General features: G+C 58.1%; 15 protein-coding genes. 7 read left to right on the plus strand and 8 right to left on the minus strand.

Annotated elements, in window-relative coordinates; all coding sequences use genetic code 11:
• Positions 1-390: 390 nt before the first annotated feature.
• Positions 391-1,818 (plus strand): arginine-ornithine antiporter, encoded by a 1,428-nt coding sequence (arcD, locus tag ABVN21_RS01415; RefSeq protein ID WP_339556077.1) that lies wholly within the window; start codon positions 391-393, stop codon positions 1,816-1,818.
• Complete coding sequence (locus tag ABVN21_RS01420; RefSeq protein ID WP_339556078.1) at positions 1,815-2,678, plus strand: DNA-3-methyladenine glycosylase; 864 nt, start codon at positions 1,815-1,817, stop codon at positions 2,676-2,678. Before arcD ends, ABVN21_RS01420 begins: the two co-directional genes overlap by 4 nt.
• A 112-nt stretch (positions 2,679-2,790) precedes the next feature.
• Here the strand turns inward: ABVN21_RS01420 and ABVN21_RS01425 are convergent, their stop codons facing one another.
• Positions 2,791-4,140 carry a CoA transferase gene (locus ABVN21_RS01425; protein ID WP_339556079.1) on the minus strand — a complete coding sequence of 450 codons (1,350 nt, stop codon included), beginning with the start codon at positions 4,138-4,140 and terminating at the stop codon, positions 2,791-2,793.
• 166 nt (positions 4,141-4,306) lie between these two features.
• Positions 4,307-6,445 carry a methyl-accepting chemotaxis protein gene (locus ABVN21_RS01430; RefSeq protein WP_339556080.1) on the minus strand — a complete coding sequence of 713 codons (2,139 nt, stop codon included), beginning with the start codon at positions 6,443-6,445 and terminating at the stop codon, positions 4,307-4,309.
• Positions 6,446-6,987: 542 nt separating this feature from the next.
• On the opposite strand from ABVN21_RS01430, the gene ABVN21_RS01435 reads away from it, so the two are divergent.
• Positions 6,988-7,773, plus strand: coding sequence for a hypothetical protein (locus ABVN21_RS01435; RefSeq protein ID WP_339556081.1), 786 nt, complete (start codon positions 6,988-6,990; stop codon positions 7,771-7,773).
• 58 nt (positions 7,774-7,831) lie between these two features.
• Here the strand turns inward: ABVN21_RS01435 and ABVN21_RS01440 are convergent, their stop codons facing one another.
• From ABVN21_RS01440 to ABVN21_RS01465, 6 genes are all read right to left on the minus strand, one after another.
• Positions 7,832-8,563, minus strand: coding sequence for a hypothetical protein (locus tag ABVN21_RS01440; protein ID WP_339556082.1), 732 nt, complete (start codon positions 8,561-8,563; stop codon positions 7,832-7,834).
• A gap of 139 nt (positions 8,564-8,702) precedes the next feature.
• The gene (locus ABVN21_RS01445; protein ID WP_339556083.1) at positions 8,703-9,092 is read right to left on the minus strand and encodes a YbaN family protein; all 390 of its coding nucleotides are present in this window, start codon (positions 9,090-9,092) and stop codon (positions 8,703-8,705) included.
• A 147-nt stretch (positions 9,093-9,239) separates the two neighbouring features.
• Positions 9,240-9,848 (minus strand): biliverdin-producing heme oxygenase, encoded by a 609-nt coding sequence (locus ABVN21_RS01450; RefSeq protein WP_339556084.1) that lies wholly within the window; start codon positions 9,846-9,848, stop codon positions 9,240-9,242.
• Positions 9,849-9,961: 113 nt separating this feature from the next.
• Positions 9,962-12,550, minus strand: a complete 2,589-nt coding sequence (locus tag ABVN21_RS01455; protein ID WP_339556085.1) for a TonB-dependent receptor — start codon at positions 12,548-12,550, stop codon at positions 9,962-9,964.
• Positions 12,551-12,672: 122 nt separating this feature from the next.
• On the minus strand, positions 12,673-13,638 hold the full coding sequence (locus ABVN21_RS01460; protein WP_339556086.1) for a FecR domain-containing protein: 966 nt from the start codon (positions 13,636-13,638) through the stop codon (positions 12,673-12,675).
• A 101-nt stretch (positions 13,639-13,739) separates the two neighbouring features.
• Positions 13,740-14,258: an RNA polymerase sigma factor gene (locus ABVN21_RS01465; protein ID WP_339556087.1), complete on the minus strand. Its 519-nt coding sequence runs from the start codon at positions 14,256-14,258 to the stop codon at positions 13,740-13,742.
• 301 nt (positions 14,259-14,559) lie between these two features.
• Here ABVN21_RS01465 and ABVN21_RS01470 point away from each other — a divergent pair, with 301 nt between their 5' ends.
• The 4 genes from ABVN21_RS01470 to ABVN21_RS01485 are packed head-to-tail and all read left to right on the plus strand — an operon-like array spanning position 14,560 to position 18,674.
• Positions 14,560-15,408 carry a hypothetical protein gene (locus ABVN21_RS01470; RefSeq protein ID WP_339556088.1) on the plus strand — a complete coding sequence of 283 codons (849 nt, stop codon included), beginning with the start codon at positions 14,560-14,562 and terminating at the stop codon, positions 15,406-15,408.
• A gap of 12 nt (positions 15,409-15,420) precedes the next feature.
• Positions 15,421-15,654: a hypothetical protein gene (locus tag ABVN21_RS01475; RefSeq protein ID WP_339556089.1), complete on the plus strand. Its 234-nt coding sequence runs from the start codon at positions 15,421-15,423 to the stop codon at positions 15,652-15,654.
• A complete protein-coding gene (locus tag ABVN21_RS01480) occupies positions 15,651-16,502 on the plus strand; it encodes a hypothetical protein (protein ID WP_353637216.1) in 852 nt (283 codons plus the stop codon). The genes ABVN21_RS01475 and ABVN21_RS01480 overlap by 4 nt, the downstream gene beginning before the upstream one ends.
• A 12-nt stretch (positions 16,503-16,514) precedes the next feature.
• A complete protein-coding gene (locus ABVN21_RS01485; RefSeq protein ID WP_339556091.1) occupies positions 16,515-18,674 on the plus strand; it encodes a lipase family protein in 2,160 nt (719 codons plus the stop codon).
• Positions 18,675-18,676: the final 2 nt, after the last annotated feature.

Below are 18,676 nucleotides of genomic sequence, written 5' to 3' on the forward strand. Positions count from 1 at the left end.
GCCTTTGAGTCGGCTGACTTAGATCAGTGCAGGTCTACATTCCGTTGTTAATAACTGAAAAATTAGCTCGCACAACGCTACAGCCTGTAATGCCTGTTCCAGAGACGTTGATGATTTTTTTGAAACTTTTTCGCATTCCCTGCGAATTATGACGCTAGTTCGTTTTTGCCAATCCGCAACTTTGCTTGTGATCGTTAGAACTGAATTTTCTTTCAGGCTTCTGTTTATAAAGCGAATAAATATATCGCCGTTGGCTCCGATGGATTGGGTAATAAAAAGGTCGTTTGTTGGCGTTATTCAGTAAACGTCATTACGCTTCAACCGTAAGTTAACGCCGGTTATGTGACGATCTCGCGGCGACTGCCGCCCCTTGGGAATGGAGACGCAGCCATGTCGCAATCGACGCAAAAGCTTCGACTGAGCGCACTGATCGCCTTGGTGGTGGGGTCGATGATTGGCGGCGGGATTTTCTCCCTGCCGCAGAACATGGCGGCCAAAGCCGATGCCGGTGCGATATTGATTGGCTGGGCGATCACCGCTGTCGGCATGCTCACGCTAGCTTTTGTGTTCCAGACGTTGGCCAACCGAAAGCCGGAACTGGACTCAGGGGTGTACGCCTACGCCAAGGCCGGTTTTGGCAATTACATGGGTTTCTCTTCTGCCTGGGGTTACTGGATCAGTGCCTGGCTGGGCAATGTCGGCTACTTCGTCCTGCTTTTCAGCACCCTTGGTTTTTTCTTTCCGGTCTTTGGCGAAGGCAACACGCCGATTGCCATCGCCTGTGCCTCGGTGCTGCTGTGGACCGTGCATTTCGTGGTGATGCGCGGAATCAAGGAAGCGGCGTTCATAAATTTGCTGACGACCGTGGCCAAGATCGTGCCGCTGATCCTGTTCGTCGTCATCGCGGCAGTGGCGTTCAAGGCGGACATCTTTACCCGGGATATCTGGGGCCGTAGTAACCCGAGTTTCGGCAGTGTGATGGATCAGGTGCGCAACATGATGCTGGTGACGGTGTTCGTCTTCATCGGCATCGAGGGCGCCAGTGTGTATTCGGCGCGGGCGGAGAAACGCTCGGATGTCGGTCGGGCGACGGTCATCGGTTTTCTCGGGGTACTGGCGTTGTTGGTGCTGGTGAATGTGCTGTCGCTGGGCATCATGAGCCAGCCGGAACTGGCCAGCTTGCAGAACCCGTCGCTGGCCTCGGTGCTGGAACATATCGTCGGCCCGTGGGGCGCTTTGCTGATCAGCGTTGGCCTGGCGATTTCGCTACTGGGTGCGTTGTTGTCCTGGGCGTTGCTGTGCGCCGAGATCCTCTTCGCCACGGCGAAAGACAAAACCATGCCGGCGTTCCTGACCAAGGAAAACGCCAACCATGTGCCGGTCAATGCGTTGTGGCTGACCAACACGATGATCCAGCTCTTCCTGTTGATCACGTTGTTTTCCGCTGGCACTTACACCAGCCTGATTTACCTCGCCTCGTCGATGATTCTGGTGCCGTACCTGTGGTCGGCGGCGTATGCGGTGCTGTTGAGCGGGCGCGGTGAAACCTACGAACAGGCGTCGGCGGAACGGACCAAGGATCTGCTGATCGGCGTCGTCGCCGTGAGTTACGCGGTGTGGTTGTTGTACGCCGGCGGCTTGAAGTATTTGCTGCTCTCGGCGTTGCTGTATGCCCCAGGGGTGATTTTGTTCGCCAAGGCTCGGCATGAGCAGGGTATGTCGGTGTTCACCACGATCGAAAAGGGCATCTTCACTTGCGTGATCTGTGGTGCGGGGCTGGCGGCGTATGCGTTGTATAGCGGGGTTTTGAGTCTGTGAAGGTGTTGCTGGCATTCGAGCCCCCCTATGACTGGACGGCGATGCTGGGGTACTTGTCGGCACGGGCGGTTGCCGGAATGGAAGTGGTGGCCGACGGTGTTTACTCGCGCAGTATCGGCTTGAACGGTGTTCACGGCACGCTATCGATCCAGCCTGCGACAGCGGACTCGCTGGAATTGACCCTGGATTTTCCCGACCCGAATGCGCTGTCCGAAATCGTCGCGCGACTGCGACGAATGTTTGACCTGGACGCCGATCTGCCCACGATGCAACGACATTTGACGCAAGATCCGCTGCTGGCCCGGCTGATTGCCGAGCGCCCGGGGTTGCGTGTACCGGGGGCGTGGGACGGTCTGGAGTTGGCGATTCGTGCGGTGTTGGGGCAGCAGATTACGGTGGTGGCGGCGATCAAACTGGCGGGCAAATTGGTGGCGCAGTATGGCGCGCCGTTGGTTTCGCCCCGGGAAGGTTTGACCCACGTTTTTCCGGATGCCTCGGTATTGGCGGCAGCGGACCTGGCAACGTTTGGAATCCCAAAAAGTCGTGGCCGGACGTTATCGGGTGTGGGTCAGGCGTTGCTGGATGACCCGTTGTTGTTTGAGCCGGGACGCGTGGGTGGGGTGGCGCGGTTGCTGGCATTGCATGGGATTGGCGACTGGACAGCGCAGTACATCGCCCTGCGGCAGTTGCGCGAGATGGATGGTTTTCCGAATGGTGATGTAGGGTTGCTCAATGCGTTGGCGGGATTGGAGGGTGAGCCGGTGACGGCTCGGCAGCTTTTAACGCGGGCGGAAAACTGGCGCCCGTATAGGGGATATGCGGCGCAGTTGCTTTGGACTTCGTTGAGTCGTGCGGATTGAGGCGTATCCTTTTTTTGTGTTGATTGGGCGGACGTTATCGCTGGCAAGCCAGCTCCTACAGGGGGACGTGGGACCTGTGGGCGCTGGCTTGCCAGCGATGTCGATCTGTAATTCACCACCATTGCGCGCGGTGTGAACCCAATTCCCCGGCCGCAATCGCCCACTGCAATGGCGTCCCGGTGATCTTCAACGGAACCTGCAACCGATGCGCCGGCCCCCAGGATGTCTGCTCCACCAGCATGCCCTGATCATGTTCATCTTCCGCCCGCAACGACTCCTCGATCCCTCGTCCATTGTCGATCAACAACTTCGCCGTTCGCGCCAACGACAACCGCGCCGATCCACCCTGTCCGCTGCTCAAGCGTTCTGACAACAACTTGATCGCACTGGCCGCCATCAAATATCCGGTGGCGTGATCGAGGGCTTGCAGCGGTAAGGGCATCGGCTTGTTCGAGCGCTTCCAGTGCATACCGGCTTCGGCAATTCCGCTGCTCATCTGCACCAGGCTGTCGAACCCCCGGCGGTTCTGCCACGGGCCGCTCCAACCGTAGGCATTCAGGCAAACGTCGATCAGGCCGGGGGCGAATCGTTGTCGCTCGGTGGCACCGAAACCCAGGCGTTCCAGCGCATCGGCGCGGTAGCCGTGGAGCACGATGTCGGCGTCCTTGAGCAGGCTTTCAAAGGTCATGCGATCCGTCTTATCGTGCAGATCCAGGCGCGCGCAGCGCTTGCCCAAAGTCATTTCCGGCACCACGCCGGGCTCGTTCCAGGTAGGAGGGTCGATACGCAAAACGTCGGCGCCGAGACCGGCGAGAAAGCGGCTGGCGACCGGGCCGGCGAGTACGCGGGTCAAATCCAGCACCTTGATGCCCGCCAGCGGTTGCGCCACCGAACCCTGCCACGCTTTGCCGTTGTGGCTGCTGTGATGAGCGAATCGAATCAACGGCTCGGCGTTTACTGCGCGTCCTTGAGGATGGGCCTGCCACTGTTCCCAAGTGCGCATTTCGGCGGCGCAACCACCGGCATCGACCACGGCTTGCTCCAGATCGCTTTTGGCCCATTGCGCCACTTTGGTCGCCATCTCGGTACGATCGGTACAGGCGCCGAGTACCGTTTCGGCTGCAGCGCGGTGATGGGGCGCGTTGGTGTGCAGACGGATCCAGCCGTCCTTGGCGGCGTAGTCCCCGGTGATCGGGTCCCACAGCGGCGGAACACTCCAGCCCAGTGGGCGGATCGAAGAAGAGAACCAGAACGAAGCGAGGCGCCGGTCGACTTCGATAGCAGGCAAGCGGCCGGTTTGTTGGTGCAGCAATTCACTGACCGCCTGGCCGGCGGCGGCGATGCTGGCGCAGGCCAGGTCTGTCACGGCAAACGCCGAGGGCAGGGCGCCTGTCGAGGTGAACGGGATCGGGGTGCGGGGCAAGCCGAGTGCGGCTTGAATGGACGTGAGCAAATCAGTCATCGAAGGCCCTCCGGAACGTGAGCCCGAGCATAAATCAAAAAAACCGCGAGCCGGATGAATTCCTCTGCAGGAGCTGGTAAGCCAGCGATGGCGGCATGGCATTCAACACCAAGTCGCCCGAACGGTCGCTATCGCTGGCAAGCCAGCTCCTACAGAGGTGGCGGGGTTACACGCGAAACTGATCCATCAATTTCATTTGATGAGTAGTCAGGTTGTTGAGTTGGCTGCTGATCTGCGCCGATTCGGTGGCCTGGCCGGTCAGGGTTTCGGTGACGGTGCGGATCGCCGAAACGTTGCGGTTGACCTCTTCGGCCACGGCGCTTTGCTGTTCGGCGGCACTGGCGATTTGCAGGTTCATGTCGCTGATCACCGTGACCGCATCGCTGATCTTGCTCAGCGCCTGCACCGCTTGCTGGATCTGACCGGCGTTGCTGTGGGCCTGGGTCTGACTCGAATGCATCGTGGCGACCACGCCGCGGGTACCGCTCTGGATGCGTTCGATCACCAGGCGAATTTCTTCCACCGAGTCCTGGGTGCGTTTGGCCAGGTTGCGCACTTCGTCGGCAACCACGGCAAACCCGCGCCCGCTTTCGCCGGCCCGGGCGGCTTCGATCGCGGCATTGAGCGCCAGCAGGTTGGTTTGTTCGGCGATGCTGCGGATCACCTCCAACACCGAACCGATCTGCTCGCTGTTTACCGCCAACGCTTCAACCTCGGTCACCGCTTTGCTGACTTCATCGGCCAGTTGATTGATGTCACGGGTACTGCGCTCGATGATCTGCATGCCGTCGCGGGCCGACTGGTCGGCACCCTTGGCCGCACTCGCGGCGTTCGAGGCGCTGTTGGCGACGTCATGGGCCGTGGCGCTCATTTCATTGGACGCGGTGGCCACCTGGTCGATTTCGCGGAACTGCACCTGCATGCCTTCACTGGTCTGGCGGGCGATTTCCGAAGACTGGTCGGCAGTGCCGCGCGCGTCGGTGATGCTTTGCTTGATCTGCGCAATGGTCGGTTGCAGCTTGTCGAGGAAACGGTTGAACCAGCTGACCAGTTCGCCCAGTTCATCCTTCTTGCTGTAGTGCAGGCGTTGGGTCAGATCGCCGTCGCCACTGGCAATCGCCTTGAGCATCTCGGCAACGCTGTTGATTGGCCGGGTGACGCCGGAAGCAGTCAGCCAGGTCAGCAGCAAACCGATCAGCCCGGCAATGATCGCCACGCCAACGGCTTTGATCGTGCCGCTTTGTTGGGCATCGTCGAGCACCGCTTGCAACTTCACCGAATCGGCTAGCAACACTTGCTTGGGCAGGTCGATGATCACGCCCCAGGCTTTGGAGTCGGCAATCGGACTGACCGGGTAAACCGCGCGGATCAGGTCGCCCTGTTGCAGAATTTTTGGTGTGCCAGCACCGAGCAGTTGCAGGATGTCCTTGCCGTCCGCGCCGAGGGTGTCACCGATGCTTTTGCCTACCTTGCCAGCGTCGACGCTGTAGGCCGCCATCACGCCCGTGCCTGAGACGATCAGCATGTGCCCGGCGCTGTTGAACAGTTCGCGCTGGGAGTCGACCGCCGCTGCTTGCAGGGCGTCGAGGGCGATGTCGATTCCGACCACACCGATGGACTTGCCGTCCACCAGCAGTGGCACGGAAATGGTGGTCATCAACACTTCCTTGTTACCGACCGTATCGGCGTACGGGTCGAGCAGGCAGATGCGCTTGCTGTCCCGAGGGCAGGTGTACCAGACGTTGTACGGCGTGCCACTGAGATTCAGGGTGGTTTTGGTCATGTCCTCTTCGACCATGATCGTGTTCAGCGCTTGCCCTCCGGCACGGCTCCAGTAGGTGGCGAAACGCCCGGCTTCGTTGGACTGGTGAGCGGCGTCATTGGCGAACTCGCTGTCCTTGCCATCCAGGCCATTGGGCTCGAACGCCAGCCAGATCCCCAGCACTTTGCTGTTGCGCTCGAACGCGGTTTTCAGGCTTTGGTTCAATTCCTCACGCAGCGCGCCAGCCTCCAGCGACCGCTTGGTGGCCATGGCGCGCATGTCCTTGATCTGATCGGCCAGGGCAGTCACCACCGTCAGCGTTTCGCCGAAGGTCTTCTGCACCCGCACCGCTTGCTCGGCTGCCTTGGCCTGCAGCAAGTCCTGCACGCTGTCGGTGAGCATCTTGCTGCTGGAATTGCTGACCAATTCGTCGTTTTCATTGGTTTGGTAGAAATTCATGCCGACGATCAACGCGACCACGCCAAGCAGGCACAGACCGGAGAGCAGGACAATTTTCAGGCGGATGGACAGTGAGTCGAACATGGGGCGAACTCGCGAATGGATGAGCTGTTGGCTAGGAGTCAGGGACGACTCAATACGCCAAATCCATTCAGCGCCATTCAATACTCATCGGCGTGGAGAGGAGATTGCATGAGGGACCTGCCGACGAACGGTAAGGGTTGAACGTTTGCGCGGGAAAATGTGCCGAAAAACGAAATAAAAACGGGGGAAATCACGGTTGGGCTGCGGGAGTTTGGCGGGGGCTGCCGTGATCAAGTCCAAGATTAACTAGCCCATTGCGCATAAGCGTCGGGTAAAAAGTCCTCAATTTGTCGAAAATCGCGAGGTTTGTTTTTGTGCTTTAAATGAATTTTACAAAAATATATATGTACCGCTTCTCATAAAGACCAAGGCGCTTAAATGCAGATGCCATTTCGGTGGAACCCTTTCGGAAGTTTTTAACTCCGGCGTCTGATAGTCATTAATCGGAAAACTTTATGTGGATTAGTTGTTTTAAAAAGACCGGGTTGCGCTCGGTATTGTTGTTTTGGGGGATGATGTTGGCGGCGGGAGCGGCGCCCGCAATGTCTTATTTGAATGCGGCGGCTGTTTCGAGTATTACCGCTCAAGTAAACCTGGGGGCCACCGCGCTGCCCGACAAGCTGAATACCCTTGAGGTCAGTCTGGCTGATGAATCGGAGGTGAAGCATTACAGCTTCACGGCCGTGCGAGGGCAGGATGTATGGATCAATGCGAAAGTGGTGAACGGTCGGTCATTGACCCTCGAATACAATCTCGATGGCGCCTGGTCTGCAATTCCTTGGGGGACACCGCTTACGGTGTCTGGCTTACAGCCGAACCAGGAAGTGCAGATTCGTATCTCGAAGTCAGCATCTGTCCCGTTCGTGGCAGGTGAAGCCTACCCAGTCGAGTTTGGTTCAGCGCCCTATTACACAGACAGTCTCGTGCGTGGCGACGCTAGTCAACTGCCGCTTTACTGGGCGACCACCCAAGTCTACATAGCCTTGAACTGGTCGGTCCGGTTGCAGGATTCGACAGGGCATGCGCTCGAAGGCGCTACCGCTACTTTGATATTGAACAAGGGCGCGGATGATGCAGAGTTTGACCTTATGACGGACAGTTCCGGTAATGCGGCGAGTGTCGTTCGGTTGGGCGAGTGTTACGGCAATCTAAAGTCCGACCCTTTCTGGACCCGCAGTGGCAAGTATAACTATCAGTGGGAACTTGAATATAACCTGGGGTATTGGTTGATCAAGGTTCAGGGAAAAGAGGCATCGGGAGTGGGCGGCCACAATGTGCCAAACGTTTCGTTGGCTCATATCTGTTATCAACGGATGCTGCGCAACTAGGCCTGTCACGCACCCGGCGAAGCGTTTGGCATTCGCTTTGCCGGGTTTTATCAAAGGGTCAGGCTTCGATATGCAGTCCCTGATTTTTTTCAATCGGATCTTTTTCGGCATTTTTATGTAATTGGTCCAGCCACGAGCCTGCGTATTGCACCTGAAGTGCACCTTTGTTCAGTAGCAATCCATAGTCAATCATCTTATGGAAGTTGGTCACGTCCAGCTTCACCTTGCCTTCGAACTGTTGCTTATCCTGCTGGACCAGTTCTATCACGGCCTTGGCGTGCTTCAGGGTCAAGAATTGCAAGTTTTTGTAGTCATTCAACAGAGTGTCCAACGTTTCCTTTTCCCGGGCATCCAGGGTGTTGAGCGGCGAAGTGACTTGCAATCGACCGTCCTCAGACACCGTGAAGCCGAAAACCTTATCGGCTAACGCGGGCCATTTACTGTGCAGGTCTTGTTTGAAATCAGAGTAAACCCTTTCCATTGTGCGAAGCGTCTCGGCTGCTCGAAATTCGTTACCCCGAAGGATTGTGTCTCTAAAATTTTCCATCCGATAACTTAGGTCACCGGATCCGGGGCCAAGACTGGTTGTTTTTAAAAACTCATCCAGTTCATCCAAGTCATCGATGCTGATACCCATCCGTTGCGGAGCCATCAGTTTCTCGATGGTTAATCGAGCCCTTCCTTCATTTATTTCCCGGCTTTCGACCTTCTCAAGTTGATGTTTTTCCGTGTTCGCCTTCAGCGGTTGGAGGGGGGTAATTTGAAAAGATGCAGCGGCATTTATATTCATCTCGGCTTCTCTTTCATGGGGGTTCCAAGATGCTTAACGGCCGGGCCCAGAAATGGGTGACCTGATAAACACGTAGGAGAAGTCCGAACAGGAAGTAGGTACTTTCAAATGCGCTTTTGTTTGCGGATTTGTATAGGTTTCAGGATGCTTTCGTCAGTGATTCCGGGCGCGACCAAATCCACAGATTGCCCAGGCCCATGCCGACGATCGCCAGATAAATGGGCCAGCCATGATCGAGCATCACCAACATCAGCGATGCACAGAGCAGCATGCTGACAGTGGCGCTGACCTTGGCCCGGCGCGCGATGATTTTGCCGTTGCGCCAGTTCCTGAGAATGGGGCCGAACAACCGATGGTTTTCCAGCCAGGCACTCAAGCGTGGCGAACTTTTGGTCGCGGCCCAAGCGGCCAACAGGATGAATTCGGTGGTGGGCAGGCCAGGGATGACGATGGCGATCAGGCCGATGCCAAGGCTGATGTAGGCCAGCAGACCGAAGAGCAGACGGGTGAGTTTTGAGGTGGCGGGCATGGGCTCAGGGGGCGAAAGAGGATCTACAGACTTGCTTCAATCCTTGTAGGAGTGAGCCTGCTCGCGATAGCGGTTTATAGCCGACATCTCTATTGAATGTCAGACCGTCATCGCGAGCAGGCTCGCTCCTACAGGGTCGGTGGTGTGTCAGGCGATTTCCGGAGTAGTGGCATAGGCCTGCTCCAACAACACCGTAAAGCGGTTGAACGCGTCAATGGCGCCTTTGTCCAGTTCGGATTCTTCCTCTGCGCTGAGCTCCAGTTCATCGAGGGTTTTGACGAAATTTTTCCAGCCTTGCGCGCGGCCACCAGCCGGTTCGCCAAGGTGACGGGCGCCGAAGGTTTCGCTCAAGCCAAGGCCCACTGCGCGTTTGATCAGGAACGCAGCGCCAAGCTTCGAACCTTCGGAAACGAAGAGCCATCCCAACGCTTCGGCCTTGCTCGGGTTGTTCACCGCGCCAGCGACCGGCGCCGGCACTTCGGTGTCCAGATCAGCGAGGTCAGCTTTGGCTGCCTCCGCACGGCAGCGAGCGGGCAGGTCCGGGACGATGGCGGTCAATTCGGCATCGTTGTATAGCGCTACAAGTTCTGACTGGAACAGGTACTGCGCTACCACGAAACGGGCGAAGTTGGCCTGGGTTTCGAACGGTGCGTGAGCTTTGACCAGAGCATCGAGTTTGCTGTGCGGTTCGTGGGTGATCTGGTTCAGGCGTTGCGAGCGCAAGGCCGGGCGTTGAGCCGTGTCCTGAGTGGTCATGAGAAATCCTTGAGAAAGAGATGAGCCTGGTAACGAGACGAATGAGCAGGTGCGCGACAGTAAAAAATCCTCACTGCGCAGCATTGATGAAATCGCGCAGTGAGGGGACGGGCTCAGATGTCCCAGATCAGATTGATTGCGAAGTTGCGACCCGGCTGAGTCAGGCGATCGAGGTTGGCTGGTTGTGTCACCGAGGCTTCACCTACGTTGTCGTAACCCCGCACGTCATCCCACAACCAGTATTTTTTGTCGGTCAGGTTGTAGACGCCACCGCTGAGGGTCACGTCGTTGGTCACTTTGTAGTAAGCGCTCAGGTCCAGAATGCCGAAACCCGGAGTCTTGAACTGGCTGCTGACGCCGTCCGGCGACTTGAAGTTGCTGTCGTCGACGCGATCCTTTTTCTTGACCAGGGTCCAGCTGAGCAGACCGCCGTAGTTGTCCTGGTCGTATCCGAGGCCGAACACGCCGGTCAGCGGGTTGACACTGTTGATCGGCTCGCCGTTGTCGTTGTTGCGGCCGTAGGCGTAAGCCACCGAGCCCTGGGTGTAGAGACCCTGTGGCGCGCCAAAGGCGTCGAGGTTTAGGCGACCCTTGATTTCAGCCCCCTTGATGGTGGCGTGCTTGATGTTGGCACTCTGGAAGGTCGGCTGGTCATAGCCAGGCGTGACGGCGTCTTCGTTGATGAAGTCGCGGTACTTGTTGTAGAACACCGCCACATCGAAGTGGCCCTGCTCGAAGTTGCCGCGTAGGCCGGTCTCGTAGCTTTGGCTTTTTTCCGGGTCCAGATCCGGGTTCGGTTCCACGCTGTAACCCGTCGTGGTGTTTTCGAAACGCCCGTACAGCGCCTTAGCGGTCGGTGTGCGGAAACCTTCGGCGTACTGGCCGTACCAGGTGTAATTGTCGTTGAAGGCGTAGGTCAGGCCGAACTTGGGCGAGACTTTGTGCCAGGTCTTGTTCTCGTCGCTAACGGTGCCGCGACCATCGGCGGACACGGTGTTGAGAAACTCCTGAGTGATCTCCGGCTTGAGCTCCGTATAGTCGTAACGCAGACCCGGCAGGAAGGTCCAGTTGTTCCAACTGATCTGATCCTGGGCGAACACGCTGTAGGTGTTGATGGTCGGGTCCGGGAAGTCGCTGGACTTTTTCAGCGCATCCGCTGCGCTGGTGGCGCCGATGGCGGTGCAGCCGCGACCGACGGCCAGGCAAGTACCATTCCCGCTGCGCGACCCTGTCACTTTCTGTTGCTTGATGGTGGTGCCGTAGGTCAGCAGATGCTCGGTGTCAGCAATGCTGAAACCCTTGTTCAACTGTGCGTCGAAGACCCACTGTTTTTCTTCGTAGATCGTGTCCCGGGTACGCAGTACCTTGCGGGTGATCGGGAAGTAGACCTCATCGGTACTCTGATCGGTCTTTGCGATCTGGTGGTTCAGGCTCCACTTCACGTTATCTACTAACAGGCTGTCGAGGGCGAAGCTGTGTTCCAGGCCGAAGCGTTCACGGGTAATGGTGTCGTTACCGGTTCGCGACTGGTACATGCCGCCGGGCAGAACGCTGTCTGGAATGGTCGGCGCGCCGGCAAAGTAAGGACCGCCGTAGGCGCTTTTCTGATCGGTATCGCGATCATCCTTGTACTTCTCGTAGGTCAACCCCAGGCGTGCGTCGTCCTTGTAGTCCCAGCCGACCTTGGCCAATACGTTAGTGGCGCGCACGTCTTCCGGGTTGGCGGCAGTGCGTGCCAGCCCTGTACCGTTGTTGCTGCCATAGGATTCGGTTTCGTGACCGTCGCGCTGGCTGTAATGCAGCAGGCCGTCGAACTGATCGGCGCGCCCGGCGACGGTGGCGGATTTGAGCCAGCTCTCGTCAGCCGAGCTGTAGCCGGTCTTCAGGCGAGCGCCGACGTCCTGACCGGGCTTGATGATGTCGTCCGGGTCGAGGGTGAAGTAGCTGACCGCGCCGCCGATAGCGTTGCTGCCGTAGAGCACTGAAGCCGGACCGCGGAGGATTTCGACGCGTTTCACGATCTCCGGGTCAACATAGTTGCGCTGTGTCTTGGCATATGGGCCGTTGAAGAATCCGTTAGGGATTTCGACGCCGTCGATCTGGGTCAAAACGCGGTTACCGTCGATGCCGCGGATGTTGTAGCCGCTGATACCACCGCGCGTACCGGCACCGCCCACCGAAACACCGGGCTCGTAGCGCACCAGGTCCTTGATGGTATTGACGTTATTGCGGTCCAGTTCTTCGCGGGTGTGAACGCTGACGGTGCTGGGCACGCTGGTCACGTCTTGTTCGTTGCGCGTGGCGCTGATGGTGACCTGTTGCAGATTCAGGGTGCCTGCGTTGGTGCGACGCTCCAGCACGATGTTGTTGTTGCCCAGTTTGCGATAGCTCAGGTTGGTCCCCACCAACAGGCGATCCAGTGCTTTCTCCGGCGGCAGCGACCCGCGTACACCCGGGGACGTCACACCTTCGCCCAGCTCTGCCGGCAAGCCGACCTGCCAGCCAGTCACGGTAGTAAAGGCATTGAGTGCCGACACCAGCGACTGCGGCGCAATGGCGAACGAGTAGTCGCCCATGTTGCGGCTAGGTTGTTCGGTGGTGGCGGCCATGACCGGTGCAGTGCCGGCCATCAGGATGGCGGCGGTCAACAATGACAGCACGCGGGAGGGTGAAGAGGCTTGGCGGGTAAGGCGAGAGGACATCGATAGCGCTCCGTGTCGCACGAATCTTTATAGGTGCTGATTGGCATCTTAAGATGCGAATCAATTGCATTGGCTATAACGAGACGTACGAGGAACGACTATCGAGTAAAAATAATTCTCATTTAGTTCAAAATCACCAGCGCCGGGAATTCCCGAAGCTTGGCGGAGGTAATGTGGGCGAGGGAACGCACCACGTCCAGCGGCTGATCGAGGCGATAATTGCCCGTCACCGCGACATCGGCCAACTGCTCGTTGTTGTTGATGATCCATCCTGGATAGTAGCGACGCAGTTCCGCCAGAACCTGGCTCAGCGGGCAGTTTTCGAACACCAGTCGACCCTGGACCCACGCCAGGTCGGTGGCCGCATCCAGCTTGGACGGACGGTCGAAACCGTTGGGACCGATGCGGATACTTTCCCCGGCAGACAGGCGAACCCGCGCGTCGTCGCGGGTGGCACGCAGGTCGACATCCCCGCGTTGCACCCGAACCTGCGTCACGCCATCCAGATAACGCACGGCAAACGCCGTATCGCGAACGCTCGCGGTCACAGGGCCGGCATCGATTTCCAGGGGCTGGCCGCGATGGGGTTGCACCTCGAAATACGCTTCGCCCTGATACAGGCGGGCCACGCGTTGTTGGTCGTTGATGGTGCTGGAAAACGCCGAGTTGGTATTGAGCAGGACTTTTGAACCGTCCTCCAGTTGCAGGCGCTGGCGTTCACCGACCACGGTCAAGTGATCAGCCTGCAAACGCATCGGCAGATTACTGAAGCTGAACAGGCCGAGAATCAGCACCGCAGCGGTGGCCAGTGGTTTCCAGTGTGGACGCAGGCGTGACAGGACGGTGACTTTCGCCGGGCGCGCAGCCAGGCTTTGCGCGCACTGCGCGACTTGCGGACCGTTCCAGATGGCTTGGGCCTTGGCGAATGCATCGGCATGCGCCGGATCGGCCGCGAGCCATTGCTGGAATTGTCGGGTTTGTTCTTCGCTCGGGCTGTCCAGCACGATCAGCCAGTCCAGGGCCTGGTCCATCGCGTCAGCAGCGTCCTGCGCCGTCGAGGGCTCAGGGGAGCGGTGGGTGTCCGTCACGGTGTTTCCTCGGCGTGTTCGTACACGACTGTTTTTTTAGTGAAGCGTAAAAGAGCGGCAAGGGTAGCCCTGATGAGCAAAACCGTCGAGCCACAGGTGACTCAGTGGCCGTTCGCCCGCTCGGCGACGCCGACGCACACCGTCATGATCAGCTTCAGTTCTTTTTGCACAGTGCTCAGCGACACACTGAGTTTCTCGGCGATCTCCAGGTAGCTGTGACCGTGCAGGCGACTGAGGATGAAAATCTGCTGTTGCCGAGGGCTGAGTTGACTGAGGCGCACGTTCAAACGCTCGAGCAGTTGTTCGGCATGGGCAGCGTCTTCGGCACTGCTGGCGGGGGCGGCGACGCTTTCCACCACCTCCAGCGGTACGTCGTCGACCATGGTGCGCGAATGAATGCGTCGCGCGCGCAAATGGTCCAGCGCCAGGTTTCGCGCGGTCTGGAACACGAAGGGTTCAAGGTGATCGATGGCCCGCTCGCTGAGCGCCCGGGTCACGCGCAGGTAGGTTTCCTGCAGCAGGTCTTCGGCGGTGCTGTGGTTGTTGACCATCCGCTCCAGCGTGCGCAGCAGAGAGATTCGCTGAGTGATGAAGACGTCGTTGAAGCGCGATTGACTCACGGGGAGGAAGGACCTGATCCATTTTGAGCGAATGATAATGCTTATCATCTGTATGGGTGGTCAAGTGTTTGTTTGTAAGGGTTGTCTTTACATTCGGAACGGGACCACGCGGATAAAGCGTCCGTCGCCTGGCAAAAAATTGCGCACTTTTATGCCCTGGAATCGCAGCAAAAGTCAGATATTTCAGAGCATGACGTAGGCGTGTTCCCAAACGTTTCCGCGGCCCTCAGACAGTTCTGGATCGCTGCTATACCCCTGTTGATACTTCGTTTTTCAGCGGATCAATTGGCAGGAGCATCAAGTGACGGCACTCCAGGACGGGCAAAAGTCAGTTATCAAAAGCGCGCCATCGTTGCGTGTCATACACCGGCAACTGGCTCGTGCAGTGACGATTTTCGCCTTGTCGCTCGCCGCTGGTGGCTGTGTTTTTGCCCCTGTGCAGAGCTTTACCTTGCAGGCCGACGTGCCAGCGGATTTTCGGGTCAAGGCGGACGCTTATTACGTGCCGGCCACCGGCGAAACTTGCGAAGCCCCGCCGCGCAAACGCGGGGAAGTGGCGCCGAATCGCAAGTTCTTCAAAAGTGAATACCAGAGCGTTGCGCGCACGGCGGAGTTCCAGATTCCGCTGACTACGCGTGCCGGGGGCTGTCCGCTGGTGTTGAGGAGTGTGAGGTTAAACCTCGATGCGAAGTGGGGCACGCGTTGGTCCGACATCGGTGGCGACTTTGCCAGCCTTTCCTTTCGTGACGTTCTTGGGGCTGATTTTCCAGCCCTTCCCGGCTCGGGGGCTCAGGAGTTTGAGGGGCAATGCCAGTGGTTGTTTCGTACCGTCGGGCCCAAACGCAATATCCGGAAACTCCTGCATTGTCGGGCTGTAGACGCGGACGGGCAGATGATGAAACGCATGGCGGGCGGGGTATTGCAGCGTGATCAGTTGCCAGGCAGAACGGTGAGGATGGTGTTCAAGATGGCGGAGCAGGAAGCTCCTTATTTTGATTTGTATTGGTTCAAAACAGCGGGCGGCTGGAAACCCTGTGGAGGGGTATGGGGACGAGATATCGAAGAGCTCTGTCTGGATCCACCTCAGTTCAAGGATTTCAAAATGCCGGACGGCAGAACCTGCACTGTCTACCCCAACTGCACTGAATAAGGGAGCAACAACATGAGCGACAAGGAACAAGTCGAAAGCTGTTTCAGCAAAAAGATACTGGCCTGCCCGCTGCGGGGGCATTGGACGAGTTTTCGTCTGGTTGACGAGCAAGGTAATGGGCGATTGGACGGTGAGGGTTTTGCAAGGATGGAAAATCACTACCGTGGACCGGTGGTGTTAACGATGGACAAACCACATTTGCGTACTTCTTTTTTCAGCGGTTCAGTTGGCAGGATCATCAAGTGACGGCACTCCAGGATGGGGAAAAGCCAGTTCTCAAAAACACGCCATCGTTGTGTGTCATACGCAGGCAACTGGCTCGCGCCGTGGCGATTTGCGCATTGTCGCTCGCCGCTGGTGGCTGTGTTTTCGCACCGGCACAAAGCTTTACCTTGCAGGCTGACGTGCCAGCGGATTTTCGGGTCAAGGCGGACGCTTATTACGTGCCGGCCACCGGCGAAACTTGCGAAGCCCCGCCGCGCAAACGCGGGGAAGTGGCGCCGAATCGCAAGTTCTTCAAAAGCGAATACCAGAGCGTTGCGCGCACGGCGGAGTTCCAGATTCCGCTGACTACGCGCGCGGGGGGCTGTCCGTTGGTGTTGAGGAGTGTGAGGTTGAACCTCGATGCGAAGTGGGGCACGCGTTGGTCCGACATCAGCGGCGACTTTGCCAGCCTTTCCTTTCGCGACGTTCTTGGGGCTGATTTTCCAGACTTTCCCGGCTCAGGAACTCAGGAGTTTCAGGGGCAATGCCAGTGGTTGTTTCGTACCGCTACCTCTACAAGAGGCATTTTAAAGATCCTTCATTGTCGAGCTGTGGGCGCTGACGGGCAGATGGTGAAACACATGGCGGGCGGAGTGTTGCAGCGCGATCACTTGCCAGGCAGGACGGTGAGGATGGTGTTCCAAATGGCGGCTGAGGAGCGGCCCGCGGGACAAGACAAATGGGTTCGCTTTCCTAATGGCTGGAAACGTTGTTTTGGCGAGAGTCTTGAAGACCAAGACGCGTTCTGTAACGGCAATACCACCGATTTCAAGTCTTTCAAAATGCCGGATGGCCGCGAGTGCAGCGTTTATCCCAATTGCACTGAATAATGGAGCAACAACATGGCAGACAAGGAACACGTCGAGAGCTGCTTTAGCAGCAAAATGTTGGCCTGCCCGCTGCGAGGGCATTGGACGAGTTTTCGCCTGGTTGACGAATTTGGCGACGGAAAACCCTATGGCGGCTTGCCTTATACCGTCATGGACAGTGTCGGTCAGGAATACACCGGGCGATTGAACGGTGAGGGTTTTGCCAAAGTAGAAAACCATTACCGTGGGCCTGTCGTACTCCTCATGGACAAGCGGTACAACGGACTCGAAAAACCATATGTACGACTGAAAACACGAGAGCACTACCCCCTCCCCATCACCGAACTCCAGGTCCGCGCCGAACAAACTCGTTTCTTCCACGCCGACGGATTTCGGCGCGAACACAACCCGGCGATCAAAGAAGCCGACGTCTTCATCCAGGTCGAAGTACGCGACCTGGTCCGTCATGGCGCGCACCTGCCACCGGTGGTCAAACGCTTCCACGAACCGCAAAGCACGTTGCTCCGGGCCATGGGCGAACTGGGTTTCGGCCCCGAGCATTCCTTTGGCATCGCCCTCAGCCCCAACCAGCACAACGTGCTGGAAGTGCGGCCGATGCGCGCCTTGCGGCCGATGCTGTCCACCGATGATTCGTTCTGTGCCCTGAACCTCTATCAATTGGCCTTGATGGCGACCTTGAGTTACACCGACTTCGCGCAGGACCCGGCGAAAAGGCCGCTGGACAAGGTGCGCTTCACCCTCGACCCGAGCATCGGCAATCTGTTTGGCGAAGCGTTGGCCGGTTTCCGGGAGAACTGGCGCGTCGATCGGGGGCAGTCCCAAAGGTTCTATCCGCTGTACGAAGACGTGCCGTATTCAAGACGCCTGGAAATCCTGCCGTTCGACCCGACGCTGTATGAGTCGAATCATCCGGACAAAGGCGAAGACCAGGAGCATCCCGCCAACCAGCATTTTTTCGATGACCAGGAAGACGGTGGCGATACCCAGGCGTTCATCTGTCATCACGACGAAGTCATTCTGATTTCCGTGCGTGGCACCGCGAGTTTGAAGGACGCGGTGCGTGATGTGGATGCGCTGCAAGTGCCATTTGAAGAAGGTGACGGCAAAGTTCACAAGGGCTTTTACGACGCGTTCAAGGCGCTGAAAGATTTCGTCTTGCGCTATCTGGATAAATTTCACGCCGGGCAAAAGATCATCATCTGCGGACACAGCCTCGGCGGTGCCATCGCCTTGTTGCTGGCCGAAGCTTTACGTCGTCGTCCAGGCTTTAACTACAGCATCCTCCTCTACACCTACGGCGCCCCACGCGCCGGCGATTCGACCTTCGTCGAGGGCGCCGCCGACCTTGTGCATCACCGCATGGTCAACAATAACGACCCGGTCCCTGGCGTGCCCGCGCCCTGGATGGACGCCAACTGGAAAGTCTGGCTGCCGGGCCTGACGCTGACGATCGCCAGCGGCTACGGCCTGTTGCTGTTCGGCGCGGGGCTGGTGCGGGTCGGCGGTGATCCCTATCACCATCACGGGCAACAGCAGCATTTCATGCCCGTGCATTTCGTCAGCCATGAGCCGTCGGCGGTGTTGTGGGACCCAGGTTGCGAGTCGATCGAAAATTACGCGTGCACCGCAATGCTGGAGCAGACCCGGCGCAACGATATGCCGGTGCGCGGCAACCTGCTGGCACAACTGATCGACTACAAAGACCACATGATGCTCGGCAGTTACATTCCTTTCGCCTGGGCGACCTTGCGCCGCTGGCAGCAAACCGAGGAAACCGGCGAAACCGTTGTCACCTCAAGAGAATACGAAGTGATCGACGATGCCCTGGCAGCGTTCAGGGAAAAACTCTACGAGCATACCCGGCAAATGCGCCATAACGAGGGCCCGCGAGGCGCGACGGCCAATGAACAAGCCGTCTTGAGTGCCTTGAACCGGGAGCAGGATCGGCTGAAGAGAACCCGCCAGCGCCTGCACACCTTGCGCTGTCGCGTCCTCTCCCTGACCGACGTCTACGGCAGCGCGGCGCAGTCACCGGAGTTCGCCGCGAGCATCGAGCGCTGGGCCAGACACACTGAAAATCAGCATTCAGTGCAATACGCGAATGTTCCCAAGCCCCTGGAGAGCGAACTGTTGCTGGCGGGCGAGCCGTTCGATATTGATTCGTACCTTTAAGT

It is taken from the genome of Pseudomonas sp. MYb327 (assembly GCF_040438925.1).
GTDB lineage: Bacteria > Pseudomonadota > Gammaproteobacteria > Pseudomonadales > Pseudomonadaceae > Aquipseudomonas.

What these genes read in the sequence shown, in the direction of transcription:
- arcD (WP_339556077.1), top strand. Translation starts at nt 391, where the DNA reads ATGTCGCAATCGACGCAAAAGCTTCGACTGAGCGCACTGATCGCCTTG.
- ABVN21_RS01455 (WP_339556085.1), bottom strand. Translation starts at nt 12,550, where the DNA reads ATGTCCTCTCGCCTTACCCGCCAAGCCTCTTCACCCTCCCGCGTGCTG.
- ABVN21_RS01475 (WP_339556089.1), top strand. Translation starts at nt 15,421, where the DNA reads ATGAGCGACAAGGAACAAGTCGAAAGCTGTTTCAGCAAAAAGATACTG.
- ABVN21_RS01450 (WP_339556084.1), bottom strand. Translation starts at nt 9,848, where the DNA reads ATGACCACTCAGGACACGGCTCAACGCCCGGCCTTGCGCTCGCAACGC.
- ABVN21_RS01425 (WP_339556079.1), bottom strand. Translation starts at nt 4,140, where the DNA reads ATGACTGATTTGCTCACGTCCATTCAAGCCGCACTCGGCTTGCCCCGC.
- ABVN21_RS01485 (WP_339556091.1), top strand. Translation starts at nt 16,515, where the DNA reads ATGGCAGACAAGGAACACGTCGAGAGCTGCTTTAGCAGCAAAATGTTG.
- ABVN21_RS01430 (WP_339556080.1), bottom strand. Translation starts at nt 6,445, where the DNA reads ATGTTCGACTCACTGTCCATCCGCCTGAAAATTGTCCTGCTCTCCGGT.
- ABVN21_RS01440 (WP_339556082.1), bottom strand. Translation starts at nt 8,563, where the DNA reads ATGAATATAAATGCCGCTGCATCTTTTCAAATTACCCCCCTCCAACCG.
- ABVN21_RS01445 (WP_339556083.1), bottom strand. Translation starts at nt 9,092, where the DNA reads ATGCCCGCCACCTCAAAACTCACCCGTCTGCTCTTCGGTCTGCTGGCC.
- ABVN21_RS01435 (WP_339556081.1), top strand. Translation starts at nt 6,988, where the DNA reads ATGTCTTATTTGAATGCGGCGGCTGTTTCGAGTATTACCGCTCAAGTA.